The organism is Bradyrhizobium sp. Ken64, assembly GCF_055807555.1.
In genome coordinates this window covers 72634-94400 of sequence record NZ_JBVVPA010000014.1, presented here as the reverse complement: position 1 = coordinate 94400, position 21767 = coordinate 72634, and the positions used below count along the sequence as shown (strand labels likewise).

Annotated in this window: 16 protein-coding genes; 7 read left to right on the top strand and 9 right to left on the bottom strand. The window is 62.9% G+C overall.

The features are described from left to right. Positions 1-134: 134 nt before the first annotated feature. The 5 genes from AC0L2F_RS22560 to AC0L2F_RS22540 all read left to right on the top strand — a co-directional run bounded on the left by AC0L2F_RS22560 (position 135) and on the right by AC0L2F_RS22540 (position 7645). Positions 135-2396: a marine proteobacterial sortase target protein gene (locus tag AC0L2F_RS22560; RefSeq protein ID WP_473249890.1), complete on the top strand. Its 2262-nt coding sequence runs from the start codon at positions 135-137 to the stop codon at positions 2394-2396. A gap of 193 nt (positions 2397-2589) precedes the next feature. Next, entirely contained in the window at positions 2590-3159 is a 570-nt protein-coding gene (locus AC0L2F_RS22555; RefSeq protein WP_473249889.1) for a class GN sortase, read from the top strand. A 152-nt stretch (positions 3160-3311) separates the two neighbouring features. After that, entirely contained in the window at positions 3312-4292 is a 981-nt protein-coding gene (locus AC0L2F_RS22550) for a glycosyltransferase family 2 protein (protein WP_473249888.1), read from the top strand. Positions 4293-4447: 155 nt separating this feature from the next. Then, the gene (locus AC0L2F_RS22545) at positions 4448-6667 is read left to right on the top strand and encodes an acetate--CoA ligase family protein (protein ID WP_473249887.1); all 2220 of its coding nucleotides are present in this window, start codon (positions 4448-4450) and stop codon (positions 6665-6667) included. 147 nt (positions 6668-6814) lie between these two features. After that, entirely contained in the window at positions 6815-7645 is an 831-nt protein-coding gene (locus AC0L2F_RS22540) for an MlaD family protein (protein WP_007615910.1), read from the top strand. A gap of 67 nt (positions 7646-7712) precedes the next feature. Here AC0L2F_RS22540 and AC0L2F_RS22535 read toward each other — a convergent pair whose 3' ends face one another. The 8 genes from AC0L2F_RS22535 to urtA form a co-directional block, all read right to left on the bottom strand. Beyond that, on the bottom strand, positions 7713-8753 hold the full coding sequence (locus AC0L2F_RS22535; protein WP_473249886.1) for an aliphatic amidase: 1041 nt from the start codon (positions 8751-8753) through the stop codon (positions 7713-7715). Positions 8754-8799: 46 nt separating this feature from the next. Next, positions 8800-9162 carry an FmdB family zinc ribbon protein gene (locus AC0L2F_RS22530; protein ID WP_007615914.1) on the bottom strand — a complete coding sequence of 121 codons (363 nt, stop codon included), beginning with the start codon at positions 9160-9162 and terminating at the stop codon, positions 8800-8802. A 90-nt stretch (positions 9163-9252) separates the two neighbouring features. Beyond that, positions 9253-10482, bottom strand: a complete 1230-nt coding sequence (gene fmdA, locus AC0L2F_RS22525; RefSeq protein WP_007615916.1) for a formamidase — start codon at positions 10480-10482, stop codon at positions 9253-9255. A gap of 27 nt (positions 10483-10509) precedes the next feature. After that, positions 10510-11199 carry an urea ABC transporter ATP-binding subunit UrtE gene (urtE, locus tag AC0L2F_RS22520; protein WP_007615918.1) on the bottom strand — a complete coding sequence of 230 codons (690 nt, stop codon included), beginning with the start codon at positions 11197-11199 and terminating at the stop codon, positions 10510-10512. 11 nt (positions 11200-11210) lie between these two features. Beyond that, on the bottom strand, positions 11211-11966 hold the full coding sequence (gene urtD, locus AC0L2F_RS22515) for an urea ABC transporter ATP-binding protein UrtD (RefSeq protein WP_007615920.1): 756 nt from the start codon (positions 11964-11966) through the stop codon (positions 11211-11213). A 64-nt stretch (positions 11967-12030) separates the two neighbouring features. Beyond that, complete coding sequence (gene urtC, locus AC0L2F_RS22510; RefSeq protein WP_473249885.1) at positions 12031-13173, bottom strand: urea ABC transporter permease subunit UrtC; 1143 nt, start codon at positions 13171-13173, stop codon at positions 12031-12033. An 18-nt stretch (positions 13174-13191) separates the two neighbouring features. Then, positions 13192-14118, bottom strand: coding sequence for an urea ABC transporter permease subunit UrtB (gene urtB, locus AC0L2F_RS22505; protein WP_063996453.1), 927 nt, complete (start codon positions 14116-14118; stop codon positions 13192-13194). A 147-nt stretch (positions 14119-14265) separates the two neighbouring features. Beyond that, positions 14266-15525 carry an urea ABC transporter substrate-binding protein gene (gene urtA / locus AC0L2F_RS22500; RefSeq protein ID WP_007615926.1) on the bottom strand — a complete coding sequence of 420 codons (1260 nt, stop codon included), beginning with the start codon at positions 15523-15525 and terminating at the stop codon, positions 14266-14268. Positions 15526-15691: 166 nt separating this feature from the next. Between urtA and AC0L2F_RS22495 the strand changes: the two genes are divergently transcribed. Both AC0L2F_RS22495 and AC0L2F_RS22490 read left to right on the top strand, forming a co-directional pair. Next, complete coding sequence (locus tag AC0L2F_RS22495; RefSeq protein WP_063996454.1) at positions 15692-19063, top strand: hybrid sensor histidine kinase/response regulator; 3372 nt, start codon at positions 15692-15694, stop codon at positions 19061-19063. After that, positions 19047-19976 carry a response regulator gene (locus AC0L2F_RS22490; RefSeq protein WP_473249884.1) on the top strand — a complete coding sequence of 310 codons (930 nt, stop codon included), beginning with the start codon at positions 19047-19049 and terminating at the stop codon, positions 19974-19976. Before AC0L2F_RS22495 ends, AC0L2F_RS22490 begins: the two co-directional genes overlap by 17 nt. 225 nt (positions 19977-20201) lie before the next feature. Here AC0L2F_RS22490 and AC0L2F_RS22485 read toward each other — a convergent pair whose 3' ends face one another. Further along, the gene (locus AC0L2F_RS22485; protein ID WP_473249883.1) at positions 20202-21704 is read right to left on the bottom strand and encodes a flavin-containing monooxygenase; all 1503 of its coding nucleotides are present in this window, start codon (positions 21702-21704) and stop codon (positions 20202-20204) included. Between the last annotated feature and the right edge of the window lie 63 nt (positions 21705-21767).

Sequence of the window (21767 nt, the reverse complement as noted above, 5' to 3'; positions counted from 1 at the left end):
AAAACCACACTTGGCCACCCGGCGGCGGCCCACGCGGGCCGGCCGCGGCGGATCATTGCCGATCATTCTGCTCGCGAAATCGGGCCGTCCCGGCCGATGCTCGAGGCCAGCGAACAACCTCGGGAGCAGGCCAAATGGATACCTACGACACGATGGACAGTAACGAACACCCTTGGCTGGGCAGACTTATCGTGGTCGGACTGTTCCTTCTGGCGCAGGGCATCGCGGTGATGCTGGTCGCCTTCGTGGCCCTGCTGGTGAGCTTGGAGCCGGGCTGGTCGGCGACGACGGAGCAGGCCAGCCTGCTCCAGCCCGGCGATGCCAAATCCGGGTCTCTCCTCCTCAAGGAGGACGGCGCCTACACGGAAGCGATCCGCCTCGGCATCGACGTCGACATCACGGTGTCGGGCCCGACACTGCGAGCACGAGTCACCCAGATCTTTCGCAACCCAACGAAGGACTGGGTCGAGGCGACCTATGTCTATCCGCTCCCCGCCGGCGGTGCGGTCGATTCGCTGAAGATGGTGGTCGGTAACCGCGTCATCGTCGGCGACGTCAAGGAGCGGCAGCAGGCGCGCGTGATCTACGAAGAGGCGCGTCGGGCCGGCCAGAAGGCCGCGCTCACCGAACAGGAGCGGCCGAACATCTTCACCAACTCGGTCGCCAATATCGGTCCCGGAGAAACCGTGCTGGTGCAGATCGAATATCAGGAGCCGGTGCATCAATCCGGCAACGAATATTCGCTGCGGCTGCCGCTGGTGGTCGGGCCGCGCTACAATCCGGCGCCGATCGTCCAGAGCGTCGATTTCCGCAACGACGGCTCCGGCTGGGGCGCGACGAACTCGGACCCGGTGCCGGACCGCGACCGCATCGCGCCGCCCGTGCTGGATCCCGCCAGGAATGCGCCGGTCAATCCGACCAGCATCACGGTGCGCCTGAACGCCGGCTTTGCGCTCGGTGAGGTCAAGAGCTCCCACCACACCGTCAAGGTCGAGAGCCCGGATAATACGACGCGAATCGTCACGCTTGCCGACGGTGCCGTGCCTGCCGATCGCGATTTCGAACTGACCTGGAAGCCGGCCGCCGTGAAGGCGCCGTCGGTCGGTTTGTTCCGCGAGCGCGTCGGCGACGCCGATTATCTGCTCGCCTTCGTCACCCCGCCCGCCGCCGAGCAGGCGACGCAGAAGCCACGGCCGCGCGAAGTGATATTCGTGATCGACAATTCCGGCTCGATGGGCGGCACGTCGATCGTTCAGGCCAAGGCGAGCCTCACCTACGCGCTCTCCCGTCTCCAGCCCACCGACCGTTTCAACGTCATCCGTTTCGACGACACCATGGACGTGCTGTTTCCGGCCTCCGTGGCGGCGGATGCCGAGCGTGTCGGTGAAGCCACCTCGTTCGTCAGCGCGCTGCAGGCGCGTGGCGGCACCGAGATGGTGCCGGCGATGCGGGCCGCGCTGACCGACAAGCTCGGCGACGCCAGCATGGTTCGCCAGGTCGTATTTCTGACCGATGGTGCGATCGGCAACGAGCAGCAATTGTTCGAAACGATCACGGCGATGCGCGGCCGCTCGCGCGTGTTCATGGTCGGCATCGGGTCGGCGCCCAACACCTATCTGATGACGCGCGCCGCCGAGCTCGGCCGCGGTGCCTTCACCCATATCGGCTCCGTCGAGCAGGTCGAGGAGCGCATGCGCGGCCTGTTTGCCAAGCTCGAGAACCCGGCCGTGACCGGCCTGAGCGCAAAGTTCTCCGAAGCCAAGGCCGACGTCACACCGACGATCATTCCCGACCTCTATCGCGACGAGCCCCTGGTGCTGGCGGCAAAGCTCGACACGCTCGCGGGCTCGGTCGAGATCAAAGGCCGCGTCGGCGACCGCCCATGGTCGGTGACGCTGCCGCTGCAAAATGCGGCGGAAGGCAAAGGGCTGTCGAAGCTTTGGGCCAAGCGCAAGATCGCCGATGCCGAAGTGGCGCGCACCCTGCGCGAGATGACGCCCGAGGATTCCGACAAGGCAATCCTGGCACTGGCGCTCGACCATCAGATCGTCACCCGGCTCACCAGCCTCGTCGCGGTCGACAAGACGCCGAGCCGTCCCGAAGGCGAGCCGCTCAAGCCCAGCGAATTGCCGATCAACCTGCCGGCCGGTTGGGATTTCGCGAAGGTCTTTGGCGAACGACAGCAGGTCCCGGCGCAGCTCCGCGAGCGTCACGCCGATGCACGCAACCAGCCGGCCACGAGACGGCCGACGCCCGCTGCACCGGATGCGATCCGCCTGCCCAAAACCGCGACCTCGGCGGAGCTGAAAATGACCGCAGGCCTGATCCTGGTCGTGCTCGCCCTGATCCTGTTCGTGTTCAACCGGCGTCAGTCCTTGCTCACTGACGCCGCTTGAGAGAGGAGCCCCCCGAACTCCTCTGTTAGCGCGCGCGGCTGCCCGTCCCACACCAACGGCCGCGCGCGCCTTTTTGAACACGCCCTCTCAACTTCGTCATTGCGAGCGAAGCGAAGCAATCCAGAAATTCATCCACGGCAACAGTCCAGATTGCTTCGTCGCTTCGCTCCTCGCAATGACGGGAATTAGTACAATGCCCCGCCTCATCTCTCCCCTGGCTCTCGCCCTGATCGGCATCATCCTGTTCGGCGACGGCGCCTACATCCATGCCAAAGCGTGGCTCGCGCAGGTGCTGCTGGAGCGGGCGTTCGACCGGAGCGTTGCGACCGGCGAGGTGGTCAGGCCATGGTCCTGGGCCGATACCTGGCCGGTCGCACGGATCGAGGTGAGGCGGATCGGCGCCAGCGCGATCGTGCTGGAAGGCGCGAGCGGCCAGGCGCTCGCTTTCGGTCCCGGCCATATCCGCCAAACGGCTGACGCAGGCGAGCGGGGTGTTGCCGTATATGCAGCGCACCGCGACACTCATTTCCGCTTCCTGCGGAATGTCGCCATTGGTGACTTGATCGATGTCACACGCAGTGATGGCAAGCACTTTCGCTTTCGCGCGGATTCCTCCGCTGTGGTTCGCTTCGATGCCTCCGGCATCGATCGTGCGGCACGGACAGCCGAACTCGTGCTCGCGACCTGCTGGCCGTTCGACGCCGTCGCGTCCGGCCCCGAGCGCTACATCCTGCATGCCACCCTGATCGGAACCGATGAATAGCGGTTCGCAATCGATCCGCGCCCCCCTCTTGAATCCGCCCGGCCTGTAGGGACAATCCCGCTTGATGGAACCGCTGAACCGGCGCCGTCGACGGGAGACTTATCAGAACGGCCCATTGAGCATTTTCGCTGCAATTTGCGAGAAGAACGGTGATGGATGAGGAGTTCAGGCCGCGTCTCGAACAGCTCGAAAACCGCGTCGCGCTCCTGGAGAGGAACCAGGATCTTATCGCCGCCGGACAAAGACGCTCGTCGCTTCGGAGCCTCTGGCGCCGCCCGCCGATGTGGACTTTCGAGCAATATCCGCCGCGCCTGCTCAACCTGACGGCTTTCCCGCCAGCACCTGCGATCCATTCGGGCGCGCCCAGAATCGCGATGGTCACTCCGAGCTACAACCATGCGCAATATCTCGGCGCCACGATCGACAGCATCGTCAGCCAGAACTATCCGGACCTGTATTATCACGTGCAGGACGGCGCCTCGATCGACGGTACGCTCGATCTCCTGAAGAGGCGCGGCGATAGCCTGAGCTGGAGCAGCGAACCGGACAAGGGGCAATCCAGCGCCATCAATCTCGGCTTCGCCGGCATCAAGAGCGAGATCATGGCCTATCTCAACAGCGACGACATGCTGCTGCCCGGGACGCTTGCCTATGTCGCAAATTACTTCATCGCACATCCGCGTGTCGACGTCGTCTACGGCCATCGCGTCTTCATCGATCGCGAGGGACTCGAGGTGGGCCGCGCCGTCCTGCCGCCCCATGACGGCAGGGCGCTGCGATATGCCGACTACATTCCGCAAGAGACGATGTTCTGGCGCAAGCGCGTCTGGGACAGGATCGGGCCGATCGACGAGAGCTTACACTACGCGATGGACTGGGACTTCATCCTTCGAGCGCAAGCCGCAGGATTCAAATTCGCACGCTTGCCGCGATTTCTCGCCTGTTTCCGAATCCATGACGCACAAAAGACGGCATTTACCTATGCGATCGGCGTCAGGGAGATGGGCGTCCTGCGGCGACGCATTCTCGGCTTCGAACCGACACAGATGCAGATCCGGCGCGCCATCGCTCCTTATCTGGCGAAGCAGTTGGCCTATCACTACGCCTACAAGCTCGGCATCCTGAGATACTGAACGACGGCGCGAGCAGTGATCCCAAGATGTCGATCACCACCGATGCGCGCTCATTCCACCGCACGGCATACCTGCCCACGTGGTTGCCAGTCCGAAGAACTCGCCATAGAACAGAGTGACACACCGCCAACAAGAACAACAGGTGAGGTCACACCATGGAAGCTCGCGTATCTGCCGCCTCCGCTTCGTCGCGCCCATGGTCTCCGTCGCCCGATGCCAGCGACATCGTCAGGGGCATCCACGCCATGCTGCATCCGCGCAACATCGTGCTGGTGGGCGCGACCGACAAGCCCGGCAACTATGCCGAGCGCATCTGGAACAATTTGGTCAAATACGGCTACGAGGGCGGGCTCTATCCGGTCAATGCCAAGCGCGACACCATCTGGGGTGTCCCCTGCTACAAGGACTTTACAAGCCTCCCGGAGAAGCCCGACCACGTGCTGGTGCTGGTGCCGGCGCGCTTTGCCGTGCGGGTGATCCGCGATGCCGCCGCGGCCGGCGCGCGCTCGGCCACCATCGTCACCTCGGGCTTCAGCGAGTTGCAGGACGAGGAAAGCCAGAAGCTCGCCGCCGAACTGCAAGCGGCCGTGCGCGAGACGGGATTGGCGGTCACCGGCCCGAACTGCCTCGGCAATTTGAGCGCGGGCGAGAAGCTCTTCACCAATATCGACGACCGTATCGTCACCATGGAACAGGGCGCGGTGGCGATTGCCGGACAATCCGGCGCCATCGTCATGGCGATCCGCCAGGCCCTGGAAGATCGCGGCGTCGGGGTCGGCTACATGGTGACGACTGGCAACGAGGCCGGGCTCGAGACGCCGGACCTGATGCGCTATTTCGCCGAGGATCCGAGCATCAAGGTGATCGTGGTCTACCTCGAAGGCGTGCGCAACACCAAGGCATTCCGGGACGCCTGCAAGGCGGCGCGCGCCGCGAGCAAACCGGTGATCGCGCTCAAGCTCGGAGCGTCCGAGGGTGGCCGCGCGGCGGCGATGGCACACACCGGCGCGCTTGCGGGCTCGATCGAGACATTCGACGCCATTGCAACGCGCGAAGGGGTCATCAGGGTCGGCGGGCTCGACGAACTGATCGAGACCACCGAATGCTTCGTCCATGCCGCTGTGCCCAGGGGCGACCAGCTCGCCGCAGTGACACTATCCGGCGGCAAGCGCGGCATGCTGATCGATGCCTTCGATGCAGAAGGCCTGAATTTCGCACCACTCAGCTCGCATGTCGGCTCGGAGCTGGCAAAGATGCTCGGGCCGGGTTCGATCGTCGGCAATCCGCTCGACGCTGGCTTTGCCGCGGTGGTCGATCCCTCCGTCTACATGAAATCGATCGGGCTGATGATCGACGATCCCGATATCGACATCGTCATCATCGATGCCGAGCTGCCGAAGGCGCCGCACGAGCTGCGCGAGCGCAATCTGCGCATCGTCGACGAGATGGCGGGCCGGGCAGGCAAGCCGGTGATCTATATCAGCGCGATGTCGATCGGCTTCACCGAGTTCACCAAGACCTTGCGCAAGTCGCTGCCACATCTCGCGGTCATGCAAGGCATGGATCGCGCGGTGACCGCGATCAAGTCGCTGCTCGACTACGCCAAGCTACGCAAGGAAGTGCCTGATGTCGTCTCGAGCTCGAAGCCTGCCGCTCGTGCCGTGCTGGAGAAGGCGCTGAAATCGGCAACCGGCGCCGCACTCGACGAGGTCGCCTCGAAGAAGCTCCTGAAGGCCTATGGCATCCCGATCTCGAAGGAGGCAATCGCACAGACGGCAGCCGAGGCCGTGAAGATCGCCAAGCAGATCGGCTTCCCTGTCGTGGCCAAAGTCGTCAGCGCCGAGATCCTGCACAAATCAGACATCGGCGGCGTGGTGCTGAATCTCACCAGTGTGGCCGAGGTGAAAAAGGCGTTCGCCGACATCACCGCGCGCGTGAACAAGCTGAAGGGCAAGCCGAAGCTCGACGGCATCCTGATCGCGCAACAGGTCAAGGCCGATCTGGAGCTCGTGGTCGGTGCCTCCCTCGATGCCGAGATGGGCCCGGTCGTGCTGTTCGGCACCGGCGGCATCGATATCGAGCTGATGAAGGACGTCGCGCTCGCCGGTGCACCGCTGGACGAGGCTGAGGCCCGGCTTCTGATCGGCCGCACCAAGGCCGGTATCAAGATGCGCGGCTATCGCGGCAAGCCGGCTTTGCACGAGGCCTCCGCGGTGAAGGCGCTGGTGGGTCTGTCCAACCTGATCGCGGATGCCGGTGACCGGATCGCCTCGATCGACGTCAATCCTTTCCTGATCAATGCCAGGACCGGCGTCGCCGTCGATGCCCTGATCGTGCTGAACAATGCTGCGGCAAAAGGCGCGGCCGGGCATTGATGTCGCGCAGGGCGGATTAGCGCAGCGTAATCCGCCAAATCGGTCCATGGCCGCAGGAGGCGTTGGCGGGTTACGCTTCGCTAACCCGCCCTACGTACCATTGCAGCTCCTTCCAACTTCCTTCGTTTGGCCGTAAAATCACCCTGCATGGCACGCGCGAGCAATCTGGTGATCGGAACGGCGACGCTGGCGGTGATCGCCGTGGCGTTCGGCGGCGTGCTCGGCGTGCAGAAATGGCGCACCCTCCAGAGCCGCAGCCAGTTACGCGTGGTATTCGAGGGCGGCTCGGCCAGCGGATTGCGGCGCGGCGGGCCGGTCAATTTCGACGGTGTTCCCGCTGGCCAGATCCTGTCGATCAAGCTGGACAATCCGCGCAAGGTCGTGGCCCTGGTGATGCTCGACAATACCGCGCCGATCCGCAAGGACACCGTCGCGGGCATCGAGTTCCAGGGTCTCACCGGCGTCGCCGCGGTCTCGCTGATCGGTGGCGCGCCCTCCGCGCCGCCGGTGCCGCTGGATTCGGACGGCGTCCCCGTGCTGACCGCCGATCTCAGCGACGCCGAATCGATCGTCGACACCCTGCATAGTGTCGACCGCACAATCGTCAGCAACGCACCGGCGATCAAGGAGGGCCTGCGCACGTTCGAGAACTACACCGCCGATCTCAGGAGCAAGGGCGGCGAAATCGATTCCGTCATGGCCAAGGTCGACAGCGCCTTCGCAGGCTTCGACAAGGCGGTCACAAAGATCGAAGGCGTCGTGCCCGGCTTTGCCGACGGCAAGGCGGATGAGCTGTTCGAAAAGATCCAGGGATTGCACGAGCTCGCCGACACCATGAGAAAGAAGTCGGCAAACTTCCTCGATGACATCCGTCGCTCACTGCTCGACGTCAGCGAGGCCGCCAACAAGATGAGCGGGACACCCACACCGGCTGCCGCTCCGCGACCGCCGCGCAAGCCGGCGCGGCAGAAACGGTAGACCCTCAGCACGCGTTGTGCACGACGCCCGTGCCGGCGCAGGACCGGGTGGTCGATGCAGCCATGGCTCAGTAGTTGCTCGGCGCCGCTTCATTGGGGATGCCGTCGATCGGGCATTCGGCGGTCCCGGGCGTCGCACGCGTCATCGCCTCGACCATGTCCCTTGTGCCCTCGGGATCGGCGATCCAGTTCTTGTAGAAATCATAGGGGCAGGCGGCGACACCGCGCGGGCTTTCGCCGGAATTGATCATGCCGGTGTAGCCGCGATGGACCAGCTTGTAGAGATGGTTCTGCGACTGGCCGTTGCGGCGCGCATCGCGGATCAGATGCTTCGACAGCTGGGCATATTGGATGCCGTAGTCCTCTTCGCCGCACTCACCGAGGGTGCGGCCATCGAAACCGATGATCGCGGAGTGGCCGAAATAGGAATAAACCCCGTCGAAGCCGGCAGCGTTGGCGACCGCGACATAGACGTTGTTGGCCCACGCCATCGCCTTGGAGATCATGACCTGCTGCTCCTTGGCCGGATACATGTAGCCCTGGCAGCGCACGATCAACTCGGCCCCCTTCATGGCGCAGTCGCGCCAGATCTCCGGGAAGTTGCCGTCGTCGCAGATGATCAGGCTGACCTTCATCCCTTTCGGGCCGTCGGAGACATAGGTGCAATTGCCGGGATACCAGCCCTCGATCGGCACCCACGGCATGATCTTGCGGTACTTCTGCACGATCTCACCCTGGTCGTTCATCAGGATCAGGGTGTTGTAGGGCGCCTTGTTCGGATGCTCCTCGTGGCGCTCGCCGGTCAGCGAGAATACGCCCCACACCTTGGCCTTGCGGCAGGCTTCCGCAAAAATCGCGGTCTCTTCACCGGGCACCGCGCAAGCGGTCTCATACATCTCCTTGGAATCGTACATGATGCCCTGGGTCGAGTATTCCGGGAAAATCACCAGATCCATGCCGGGAAGGCCGGTCTTCATGCCCATCACCATGTCGGCGATCTTGCGGGCGTTGTCGAGCACCTCGGCCTTGGTGTGCAGGCGGGGCATCTTGTAGTTGACCACCGCGACGCCGACGGTGTCGTTGCTGCTGGAGATGTCACCGTGAAGCATTTGAATTGCTCCTCTACTCTGTTTCTGTTTGGGAGAGCCGGGTAAATCAGTGACTGATCATCCAGGGCCGCGCGGTAGGGAAGCCCTTGGCGCCGCTTCTGGTCTTGGTCACCAGCCGCGCCGGCTTTTTCTTGTCCGATGAGTTTTTTCCCGTGGAGCAGCAGCCGCAACCGGGACCGTGCGAGGCCTTGTATTGCGCCAGCGTCTGCGGCGCGTGCGTGCTGCGCTCGTTGACGGCGTGAGCCTTGCGGGTCTCCGACGGCATGCAGAAGAAGTTCGGGGCGGTCAGGATAACGCGCGGCGCCATGATTTCACATTGTGGGCAGACCTGCGGATCGTCGCATTCGGCCATCGGGCGCATATCCTTGAACGGACCGCAATCGTCACAGAGATATTCATAGACCGGCATCGCATCATCCCTACGCTGTTGTCTGTGAGAGAACTGCCGCGGCGGATGCGGGGCGGCAGATACACCGTCCCGCACCCCGTCACGCAGGGATTATTTGTCGGGTGAGATCGGCATCTGGATATCGCCCTTGATGTGCTTGATAGGTCCTGCCGAGGACGGCATCACGTCGAAGTCGAAGATCTCCGTCGGTAGCCATAGCGTGGCGCAGGCATTGGGCACGTCGACCACGCCGGAGATGTGGCCCTGAACCGGTGCCGTGCCGAGGATCGAATAGGCCTGGGCACCGGAGTAGCCGAACTTCTTCAGATATTCGATCGCATTCAGGCAGGCCTGGCGATAGGCGATGGTGACGTCGAGATAGTGCTGCTTGCCGGCCTCGTCGACCGAAATGCCCTCGAAGATCAGATAGTCCTTGTAATTCGGCGTGATCGGCGACGGCTTGAAGATCGGATTCTTGACACCGTACTTCGCCATGCCGTCCTTGATCACCTCGACCTTCAAATGCAGCCAGCCCGCCATCTCGATCGCGCCGCAGAAGGTGATCTCGCCGTCGCCCTGGCTGAAGTGCAGATCGCCCATCGAGAGACCAGCACCGGGTACGTAGACCGGGAAGTAGATCTTCGAGCCACGCGAAAGGTCCTTGATGTCGCAATTGCCGCCATGCTCCCGCGGCGGCACGGTCCGCGCGCCTTCGGCGCCGATCTTGTCCTTGACGTCGCCCTTGGCGCGGCCGCCATGGGCGGTCGGCGCGAACGGCGGATTGGCGAGGCCGGGCACGCGGGTCGGATTGGTCGCGATCAGCTCGGCCTCGCGCTTGTTCCAGGTATCCAGCATCTTCGGATCGGGCAGACAGCCGATCAGGCCAGGATGGATCAGGCCGGCGAAATTGACGCCCGGAATATGCCGCGACGAGGTGTAGAGGCCCTTGATGTCCCAGATCGACTTCTGCGCCAGCGGGAAATGATCGGTGAGGAAGCCGCCGCCGTTCTGCTTGGAGAAGAAGCCGTTGAAGCCCCACATGCTCTCCTTCATCGGACCGACGTCGAGCAGATCGACGACGAGGAGGTCGCCGGGCTCGGCGCCCTTGACGCCGATCGGGCCCGAGAGGAAGTGCACGATCGATAGATCGATGTCGCGCACGTCGTCGGCGGAATCGTTGTTCTTGATAAAACCGCCGGTCCAGTCATAAGTCTCGATGATGAAGTCGTCGCCTGGATTGACCCAGGCCACGATCGGAATGTCGGGGTGCCAGCGGTTATGCACCATGTCATTTTCATAGGCCGATTTGGTGAGATCGACCTTGATCAGTGTCTCTGGCATCGAGATGCTCCCCTTTTACACGGTTGGTTAGACGGACAGATATTTCGAGACCTGCGCGGCATCGACGGCGTCGCGCGGATCGTCGCGGACGATCTCGCCGTTCTCGATCACCAGCACGCGGTCCGCGATATCGAGAGCGAAGCTCAGGACCTGCTCGGACACGACGATCGAAAGCCCCTTCTCGTCGCGGATGCGCTTGAGCGTGCGCGCCATCTCCTTGATGATCGACGGCTGGATGCCTTCGGTCGGCTCGTCCAGCAGCAGCACTTTTGGCTTGGTCGCCAGCGCGCGGGCGATCGCGAGCTGTTGCTGCTGGCCGCCGGAGAGATTGCCGCCGCGGCGGTCCTTCATCTCCAGCAGCACCGGAAACAGTTCGTAAATGTCACCGGGCACCTCGGTCCCGCCGGAGACCACGAGGCCGGTCTCGATGTTTTCCTTCACCGTCATGGTGGAGAAGATCATGCGGCCCTGCGGCACATAGGCGAGACCCTTGGCGACGCGCTCGTAGCTCGGCAAGGCACCGAGCTCGGCGCCGTCCATGGTCACCGAGCCGCTCTTGGCCGGCAGGATGCCCATCAGCGATTTCATCAGCGTGGTCTTGCCCATGCCGTTTCGGCCCATGATCGCCACGATCTCATTGGGCGCGACCTTGACGTTGAGCCCGTGCAGCACCTCGCTCTGGCCGTAGGCGACGTGAAGATCAGAAATAGCCAGCATCGTCGCGCTCCTTAGTGACCGAGATAAACTTCGACGACCTTGGGGTCGTTCTTCACCTTCTCCATGGTCCCTTCTGACAGGATCTGGCCCTGGTGAAGCACGGTGACCTTGTGCGCGATGTCCTCGACGAACTTCATGTCGTGCTCGATGACGAGCACCGAGCGGTTTTTGATGATGCGGTTGAGCAGCTCGGCGGTCTTGGCGCGCTCGGACACGCTCATGCCGGCGACCGGCTCGTCGAGCATTAGCAGGTCCGGGTCCTGGATCAGCAGCATGCCGATCTCGAGCCATTGCTTCTGGCCGTGGCTGAGCAGATCGGCATTCACGTTCAGCCGATCCTTCAGGAAGATCATCTCGGCGACCTCATGCACCCGGTCGCGTACGGCGGCGTCGCGCGTGAAGGTCAGCGCCCCGAACACCGAGCGTCCGCGCGGATAGGAGATTTCCAGATTCTCGAACACCGTGAGATCGTCGTAAATCGACGGGTTCTGGAATTTGCGACCGACCCCGGTCTTGACGATCTCGTTCTCTCTCATCCGCGTCAGCTCCTTGCCGCGGAACTGGATCGAACCCGAGGTCGCTTTGGTCTTGCCGCAGATCAGGTCGAGCACGGTGGTCTTGCCGGCGCCGTTCGGACCGATGATGACGCGGATCTCGTTCTCGTCGACGTAGAATGAGAGATCGTTGACCGCCTTGAACCCGTCGAACGACACGGTCAGCGCTTCGACGGCGAGCAGAAATTCCTTGGGCTGATGACCGACGAGCATGATCTACCTCCTCACTGCCAGCATGGCATCGGCATCGTGATGACCGACGAGCATGATGATCTCCTCACTCCGCAGGGGCGCCGTCGGCGACCGAGCTGTCGGTCCAGCCTTCGGGTTTCGGTTTGCGCGACGAGATCAGGCTGTCGATGCGCGGCTGCACATAATCGCCCCAGATCCCGGCAAGGCCGTTGGGAAAGGCCAGCACGACGGCGATGAACAGCCCGCCCAGTCCGAACAGCCACAATTCGGGAAAGGTTTCCGACAGGCTGGTCTTGGCGAAATTGACCAGCAGCGTGCCGTAGACCGCGCCGAGGATCGACAAGCGGCCGCCGACCGCGGTGTAGATCACCATTTCGATTGACGGCACGATGCCGACGAAGGACGGCGACATGAAGCCGACATTGAGGGCGAACATGGCGCCGCCGATTGCGGCGAACACGGCGGCGACGCAGAAGGCGAAGATCTTGAAGTTGGCGACGCTGTAGCCGGAGAAGCGGACGCGGTCCTCCTTCTCCCGCATCGCGACCAGGATGCGCCCGAGCTTGGAGTGCCGGACGAATTGCGCGATCATGATGCAGACGAACAGGCACCCGACCTCGAAGAAATACAGCACGATCTTGGCGTGGTCGGGCCGGATGTCCCATCCCTTCAGCGTCCGCAGATCGGTCATGCCGTTGATGCCGCCGGTGTAGCCCTGCTGGCCCACGATCAGGATGGTCAGGATGGCCGCGACCGCCTGGGTGATGATGGCGAAATACGTGCCGCCGACACGGCGCTTGAACATCGCAGTGCCGATGATGAGAGCAAATATGCCGGGCACGAGAATGATGGCGGCGACCGTGAAGGTCAGGCTGCTAAAGGGCTTCCAGAACAGCGGGAGCGCGGTGATCTGATTCCAGTCCATGAAATCGGGAATGCCGGGGGTCGACTGGATCTTGGTGTTCTCCACGCTCGAGGCCTCGAGCTTGAGGAACATCGCCATGCAGTAGCCGCCGAGCCCGAAGAACACGCCCTGGCCGAGACTGAGAATGCCGCCATAGCCCCAGCAGACCACCAGCCCCAGCGCGACGAAAGCGTAAGTCAGGTATTTTGCGACCAGGTTGAGCCTGAAGACATCGAGCGTGAGCGGCAGCACCACCACCAGGAAGACCGCGAGCACCAGAATTCCGATGAGCTCCGATCGATTGAAGAAGCGATTGTCGGTCATTGCATCAGCCCCAGTTTCTCACTTGCGAACCTTGAGGGCGAACAGCCCCTGCGGCCGCAGCATCAGGATTCCGACAACGGCTAGCAGCGTCAGCACCTTGGCCATCGAGCCCGACATGAAGAACTCGAGGGTGGATTGGGTCTGCGAGATCGAGAAGGCCGATGCGATGGTGCCGAGCAGGCTTGCCGCGCCGCCGAACACGACCACCAGAAACGTATCGACGATGTAGAGCTGTCCGGAGGTCGGCCCGGTCGAGCCGATCATCGTAAAGGCGCTCCCGGCGACACCGGCAATGCCGCAGCCGAGGCCGAAAGTGTAGCGATCCACCTTTTCGGTGTTGATGCCGACGGCACCGGCCATGATGCGGTTCTGCACGACGGCGCGCACCTGCCGACCCCAGCGCGATTTGTACATCACGTAGGCGACGCCGACGGTGATCAGGAGGGTGAGGCACATCACGAAGACGCCGTTGATCGGCACTTCGATGCTGTCGGTCACGTGCAGCGAGCCAAGCATCCATTGCGGCAGCTCGACGCCGACCTCGCGCGCGCCGAACACGGAGCGATAGGCCTGTTGCAGGATCAGGCTGAGGCCCCAAGTCGCAAGCAGCGTGTCGAGCGGGCGCTTGTAGAGATGCCGTATCAGCACCCATTCCACCAGCATCCCCAACGCACCGGATGCGACAAAGGCCAGGATCATCGCGAGGAAGAAGTAGCCGCTGAACAGGCTCGGCAAATAGGATTGGAAGAAACTCGAGGTCATCCAGGTGACGTAGGCCCCAAGGATCATGAACTCGCCATGGGCCATGTTGATGACGCCCATCTGGCCGAAGATGATCGCAAGACCCAGCGCCATCAGGACGTAGACGGAGAACAGGATCAGTCCTGCAAAGCCCTGCATGACGAAGATGGAGCCAAGGTCACCAAGCGAGTAGTCGCCGAACATCGATGTCCTCCGTCGGGAAAGGGTCCCGCGTCGCGAGCAGGTTCGCGACGCGGGGGTCTTGGGCGTGGACTTGCGATCCGCGCCAGGGAGACGCTTGATCTCAGGGGAAGCCGCGGCAGGCGCCGCGTCTTACTGGTGATCCCAGTCTTACTGGTAGCCCTTGGGGAACGGATCCGGCTCGACCAGATCGGCGGTCTCGTAGATCAGTTCGAACTGGCCATCGAGCTTGGCGCGTCCCACCCGGGTCTTCGACCAGAGGTGATGATTTTCGTGGATGCGCACATAGCCTTCCGGAGCGCCCTTGAACTCGATGCCCGGCGACGCCGCCGCGATCTTGTCGATGTCGAAGGAGCCCGCCTTCTCCACCGTCAACTTCCACAGCCACGGGCCGAGATAGGCAGCCTGGGTGACGTCTCCGATCACGGTCTTCTCGCCCCACATCTTCTTGAACGCCGGGACGAAGCTCTTGTTGTTCGGATTGTCCAGCGACTGGAAGTACTTCATGCAGGCATAGGCGCCCGCGATGTTCTCGCCGCCGATGCCGTCGATTTCGTCTTCGGTCACCGAGATCGTGAGCAGCGCCTGCTTGGAGAGGTCGATGCCGGCGGCCTTGAGCTGCTTGTAGAACGCAACGTTCGAACCGCCGACGACGTCAGTGAAGATCACGTCGGGCTTGGTCAGCTTGATCTTGTTGATGACCGAATTGAACTGGGTGTTGCCGAGCGGATAATACTCTTCGCCGACGACCTTGCCCTTCAGCACGTTCTCGACGTGCTTGCGCGCGATCTTGTTCGAGGTGCGCGGCCAGATGTAGTCGGAGCCGATGAAGAAGAACGACTTCGCGCCCTTCTCCTTGGCGATCCAGTTCAGGCCGGCGAGGATCTGCTGAGTGGCTTCCTGGCCGGTGTAGATCACGTTCTTCGACTGCTCGAGACCTTCATAGAAGGTCGGGTAATAGAGCATGCCGTTGTACTGTTCCATGACGGGCAGCACGGCCTTGCGGGACGCCGAGGTCCAGCAGCCCATGATCGCCGCGACCTTGTCGTTGACCAGCAATTTCTTGGCCTTTTCGGCAAAGGTCGGCCAGTCGCTCGCGCCGTCTTCCTGGATGAACTTGATCTTGCGCCCGAGCACGCCGCCCATGGCATTGATCTGTTCGATGGCGAGCTTTTCGGCTTCGATCGAGCCGGTCTCGGAGATTGCCATGGTGCCGGTCGCCGAATGCAGGATGCCGACCGTCACCTCGGTGTCGGTGACCGCGAGGCCCGTGGTATTGACCGCCGAGGTCGCCGGGGCCTGCGCAAAAGATGCTCGCGGTAGCATGGTGATGGCCGGCACGGCCGCCATTCCCATCAATAATTTGCGCCGGAGCGGCGATAACAGGCCCTTGTTCGCTTCGTCTGACATGAGCACCCCACTGTTGTTCGAGGACACGCGATTGGTGCCGTGAGGATGGCTCGAATTTGTGCACTGCAAGCATACGCAAGATCGCGTATACTGCACCGCAAAATGACGACGTAGGGTTTTGGTACAGGTTTTGCGAGGGATCCGGGAGTTCGGGAGTGGGGGTTAAGTGGCAGGGCGGCAGCGGATAGATCGCGTCAGGCGCCAGTACAACCAATGGGTCGCCAACCAGACGCTGGAAGACTACGCGCTGCGCTTCACCGCCAAGAGCGCGCGCCGGTGGTCCGCCGCCCGCGTCGCCAACACCGCACTGGGCGCCATCTCCTTTCTCGCGCTGGAGGCGATCGGCGGCACAATCACCCTGAACTACGGCGTGACCAACGCCACCGCGGCGATCCTCGTCGTCTCCACCATCATCTTCTGCTGCGGCGTTCCGATTGCCTATTATGCCGCCAAATGCGGCATCGACATTGACCTGCTCACCCGCGGCGCCGGCTTCGGTTATATCGGCTCGACCGTCACCTCGCTGATCTACGCCTCCTTCACCTTCATCTTCTTCGCGATCGAGGCCGTGATCCTGGCGACGGCGCTCGAGATGTGCTTCGGCATTCCGCGCCCGATCGGCTATCTCATCAGCGCGGTCGCGATCATCCCGCTTGTCACCTATGGCATCACGCTGATCAGCCGCTTCCAGCTCTGGACGCAGCCGATCTGGATCATTCTGCACATCCTGCCCTTCGCGGCGATCGCCTGGGCCAATCCTTACTCTTTCACGGAGTGGCGCAAATTCGCCGGCGAGCACGGCGACCCCAGCGGACATTTCGATCTGCTGCTGTTCGGTGTCGCATCCTCCGTGGTGTTTTCACTGGTGGCCCAGATCGGCGAGCAGGTCGACTTCCTGAGGTTCCTGCCGCGCGACCGCCGCACGTCGCGAACGTCGTGGTGGGCCGCCCTGCTGATCGCGGGCCCCGGCTGGATCATCTTCGGCGCGCTGAAACTGCTGCTGGGCTCGTTTCTCGCTTTCTTCGCGCTGAGCCACGGTCTCTCCAGCGAGTTGGCGGCCGAGCCTGCGCACATGTATCTCCAAGCGTTTCGCTACGTGCTGTCGCAGCCGGACATGGCCTTGGCGCTCACCGGCGCGTTCGTGATCCTGTCGCAGCTCAAGATCAACGTCACCAACGCCTATGCAGGCTCGATCGCCTGGTCGAACTTCTTCTCGCGTCTGACGCATAGCCATCCGGGCCGGGTCGTCTGGCTGGTGTTCAACGTGATGGTGGCGCTGCTGCTGATGGAGATCGGCGTCTACAAGGCCTTGGAGCAGACGCTAGCGCTCTACTCCAATGTCGCGATCGCCTGGGTCGGTGCGCTGGTGGCCGATCTCGTGGTCAACAAGCCGCTCGGCCTACGCCCACCGCAGATGGAGTTCAAGCGCGCCCATCTCTACGACGTCAACCCGGTCGGCGTCGGCGCGATGACGATCGCGACCATCGTCTCGATCGCGGCATTCTACGGCCTGTTCGGCTCGACCATGAAAGCGCTCGCGGCCTTTGTCGCGCTGACGGTCGCCTTCGTCACCGCGCCCGTCATCGCCTGGCTCACCGACGGCAAATACTACATCGCGCGCAAGCCGAAGAGGAGCTGGGCCAATATCGAATCGATCCAGTGCTGCATCTGCGAGCACCATTTCGAGCCGGAGGACATGACCTCCTGTCCGGCCTATGCCGGCCCGATCTGCTCGCTGTGCTGCTCGCTCGACGCGCGCTGCCATGATTTGTGCAAACCGCATGCGCGGGCGCAGGTGCAGTTCGCCGACGCGCTCGCCAGGATCTTGCCGCAGTCGATCTATCAGCGGATCAACTCGCAGTTCGGCCACTACATCGGTGTGTTCGTGGTCTCCGCGGGCCTCGTTGCGCTGGTGCTGGGGCTGATCTACCTCCAGACCTCGGTCAGCGTGCCTGGCGAGAACATGCTCGTCTCCAACGTGCTCTGGAAGGTGTTCTTCTCGCTCAGTATCATCATCGGCGTGGTGGCCTGGCTGTTCGTGCTGGCGCAGCAGAGCCGACGGGCCGCCGAGGCCGAGACCCGGCGCCAGACCACGCTGCTGATCCAGGAGATCGATGCGCACAAGCGCACCGACGCCGAGCTCCAGCGCGCCAAGGAAATCGCCGAATCCGCCAACCTCGCCAAGAGCCGCTACGTGGTCGGCCTGAGCCACGAGCTGCGCTCGCCGCTGAATGCGATCAGCGGCTATGCCCAACTCCTGGAGCAGGACACCACGCTCAACACCAAGCCGCGCGACCAGGTCCGCGTCGTCCGCCGCAGCGCCGATCACCTCTCCGGCCTGATCGACGGCATTCTGGACATCTCCAAGATCGAGGCGGGGCGGCTGTACCTGTCGCGCGACGAGGTGCGCTTGAGCGAATTCCTCGACCAGCTCGTCGGCATGTTCCGCCTTCAAGCCGCAGCCAAGAGCATCGACTTCGTGTTCCGGCGGCCGGCGCATTTGCCGGTCGTGGTCTATGCCGACGAGAAGCGGCTCCGCCAGGTGCTGATCAATTTGCTGTCCAACGCGATCAAATTCACCCAGGCCGGCAGCGTGCAGTTCGTGGTGCACTATCGCAGCCCGGTCGCCGAGTTCGAGGTGATCGACACCGGTCCCGGCATCCAAGGGGACGATCTCGAACGCATCTTCGCACCCTTCGAGCGCGGCGCGCTCGGTGTCTCGCAGCCGCAGACCGGCACCGGGCTGGGCCTGACCATCAGCCGGCTGCTCGCCGGCGTCATGGGCGGCGACATCAAGGTCTTGAGCACGGTCGGCAGCGGCAGCACGTTCAAGGTCAAGATGTTGCTCTCGGAAGTCACCAATCCGCAGCGCATCGCGCCGGTGGAGGCCCCGATCTCCGGCTATCACGGCGCGCGCAAGACCATCCTCATCACCGACGACGATCCCGTGCATCGCGACCTCCTGCGCGAGGTGTTGACACCACTCGGCTTCATCCTGCTCAGCGCGCCCGACGGACCTGGTTGCCTGGCGCTGGCCCAGCACTGCCGGCCCGATCTGTTTCTGCTCGATATCTCCATGCCGGGCATGGACGGCTGGACGGTCGCGGAAACGCTGCGCGCGAACGGCCATCATCAGGCGCGCATCCTGATGGTGTCGGCCAGCGCGCTCGAGGCCCACGGCACACCGCTGGCGCAGCCCTTCCACGACGGCTATCTGATGAAACCGATCGACATCCCCAGGCTTTTGGAAGGCATCCGCCAGCTTCTGAAGATCGAATGGCAATACGGCACGGACGAGATCGCCGTGCCGCTATGGCGGCCGGAGAGCGGCTCGCGGCCGCCTGTACGACACATCGAGGCGCTGATCGGGCTTGGTCAGATCGGCTACGTCAAGGCTATCCAGTTGAAGCTGGACGAGATCGGCGGTGAGCATCCTGAACATGCCGACTTCGTCGCGGAAATGCGGTCGCTGATCGACCGCTTCGATCTCGACCAGTATATGGCCACATTGAAGACGTTGCATGCGTATGAGCACTGAGTCGAAAAAGCGCGACGTCGCGCTCGTTGTCGACGACTCCCCGGAGACGCTGCGGCTGCTCACCGACGCGCTCGACAACGCCGGGATGACGGTGATGGTGGCGCTCGACGGCGCGGCCGCGATGCGCATCGTCGACCAGATCACGCCTGACATCGTGCTGCTCGACGCGGTGATGCCTGGCATGGACGGATTCGAGACCTGCCGCCGCCTCAAGCGCGATGCGGGCCTTGCCAATGTCCCGGTGATCTTCATGACGGGGCTCGCCGAGACGGAGCACATCGTGCGCGGGCTGGAGGCCGGCGGCGTCGACTACGTGACCAAGCCGATCGTGATCGAGGAGATGCTGGCGCGCATCCGCGTTCATCTCGGCAATGCGCGTCTGACGCAAAGCGCACGCGCCGCGCTCGACGTGTCCGGCCGATTCCTGTTCGCGGTCAACCGCCAGGGCAAATTGTTGTGGGCGACCCCGCAGGCGCAGAAGCTGCTGGCGGACCACCACGGCGCGCAGCCCGACGACGACTTCGTCCTGCCGATATCATTGCTGCAATGGCTGGAGCAGGCGAAGGGCAAGGGCAGCTCGAAGTCCCAGGCGGCTTCCCTGCCCGAGAATCCTCAGCTCCGGCTGTACTACATGGGCGAGACCGCGCCGCACGAGTTCCTGCTGCGGCTCTCCAAGGAGTCCGGCACCGCGCCGCCACCCGAATTCACCAGCGAGCTTGGCCTCACTACACGCGAAGGCGAGGTGCTGGCCTGGCTCAGCAAGGGTAAGACCAACCGCGACATCGCGCAGATTCTGGGCTTGAGCCCGCGCACGGTCGACAAGCATCTCGAGCAGATCTATTCCAAGCTTGGGGTCGAGAACCGGACTGCGGCTGCGGCGATTGCAACGAATGCGACAAGAAGGAATTCGTAGTCTTGCTGCGAGTGAGTTGAAACGCGCCCCGTCCAACCAACAGTGTCGTCCCGGACAAGCGAAGCGCAGATCCGGGACCCATAACCACAGGGAGACGATTGGCGAAGACTCGGAGTGACCGGCTCGCCCCACGACCACTGCCTGGGAGTATGGGTCCCGGGCTCGCTTCGCGCCCCGGGACGACAGTGGAAAGTGTCGCGATCGCTTGCGTCCCTACGGGCCCCCTCACCCGTACACAAACTCCCCGCCATCCAGATCCGTCTTCGGGATCTCGTCCTTTTCGGTCCAGTAATCCTGGCTGTGCTGCCATTCCGGCTTGTCGCCGCGCTTGGGAAGCAGGTCCATGTTGCGCATCATGTAGCCGGGATTGAAGTTTTCCGGATCGATCCAGGGCAGGATCGGCATGTTGTGGTCTTCGGCGCGTAACTTGACCTCGACCTTCTTCTTGCCTTTGGCCTTCATGTGACCGAGCAGGCGGCAGACGAAGTCGGCGACGAGATCAACGCGCAGCGTCCAGCTGGCGCGGAAATAGCCGAACACCCAGACCATGTTCGGCACGCCCGTAAACATCATGCCGCGATAGGTGACGGTGTCGCCGAAGGCGAGCGGCTTGCCATCGACCTCGAAGTCGATGTCGCCGAGCGCCGCGAGATTGAAGCCGGTTGCGGTGACGATGACGTCGGCTTCGAGCAGCTTGCCGGATTTGAGTTGGATTCCGTTCTCGACGAAGCACTCGATCTCGTCGGTGACGACGGACGCCTTGCCGCTGGCGATGCCCTTGAACAGATCGGCATCGGGCACGAAGGCGATGCGCTGCCGCCACGGCCGGTAGCTCGGCGTGAAATGTGTGTCAACATCGTACTCCGCACCGAGCACCGCGCTGATCTGGCCGATCAGCTCTTGCTTCACCTGCTCGGGTTTTGACAAGCAAAGCTTGGTGAACGCGTCCTGTTCGAACAGGATCTTGCGCCGGACGATCTCGTGGATCCAGGCTTCGTCAACCTGAAGCCTGCGCAGCTCCTCCGCGATCTCAATGGCGTTGCGCCCCAAACGGAAATAGGTCGGCGAACGCTGCAGCATGGTGACACGCGCGCATTTGTCGGCGATGTTCGGCACCAGCGTCGCCGCCGTCGCGCCGGAGCCGATCACGACGACCTTCTTGTTCGCGAGGTCAATATCATCAGGCCAGGTCTGTGGATGAACGATGCGGCCCTTGAAGCGATCCGTGCCCTTCCATTCCGGCGTATAGCCTTCCGAATGGCGGTAATAGCCCTGGCACATCCAGAGGAAATTCGCCGTCAAAGTTTTTGGCTCGCCAGTGTCGGTCGTCACCGCTTCGATGGTCCAGAGGTTCTGCTCGCTAGACCAGTTCGCCGAATTGATCTTGTGCTTGTAGCGGATATGCCGCGCGATATCGTTTTCGTCGATCACTTCGTTCATGTAGGCGAGGATTTCCTCTGCGGTCGCGATCGGCGGCCCGACCCAGGGCTTGAAGCTATAACCGAAGGTGTGGAGATCGCTGTCGGAGCGGATGCCGGGATAGCGATGCGTGGTCCACGTGCCGCCGAACGTCGCCTGCGTTTCCAGGATGACGAAGCTCGCATCCGGAAGCTGCTTGGTCATGTGATAGGCGCTACCGATGCCCGAGATGCCCGCGCCGACGATCAGCACGTCGAAATGTTCAGAAGCCTGTTTGGCCGTGGCGTGACTGCGAACAGCGACATTCATTGTTGCTTCTATGCCTTGCTTGTTTTTGTGGCCGCCCTTGATTGGGCGACGCGTTTCCTCCGC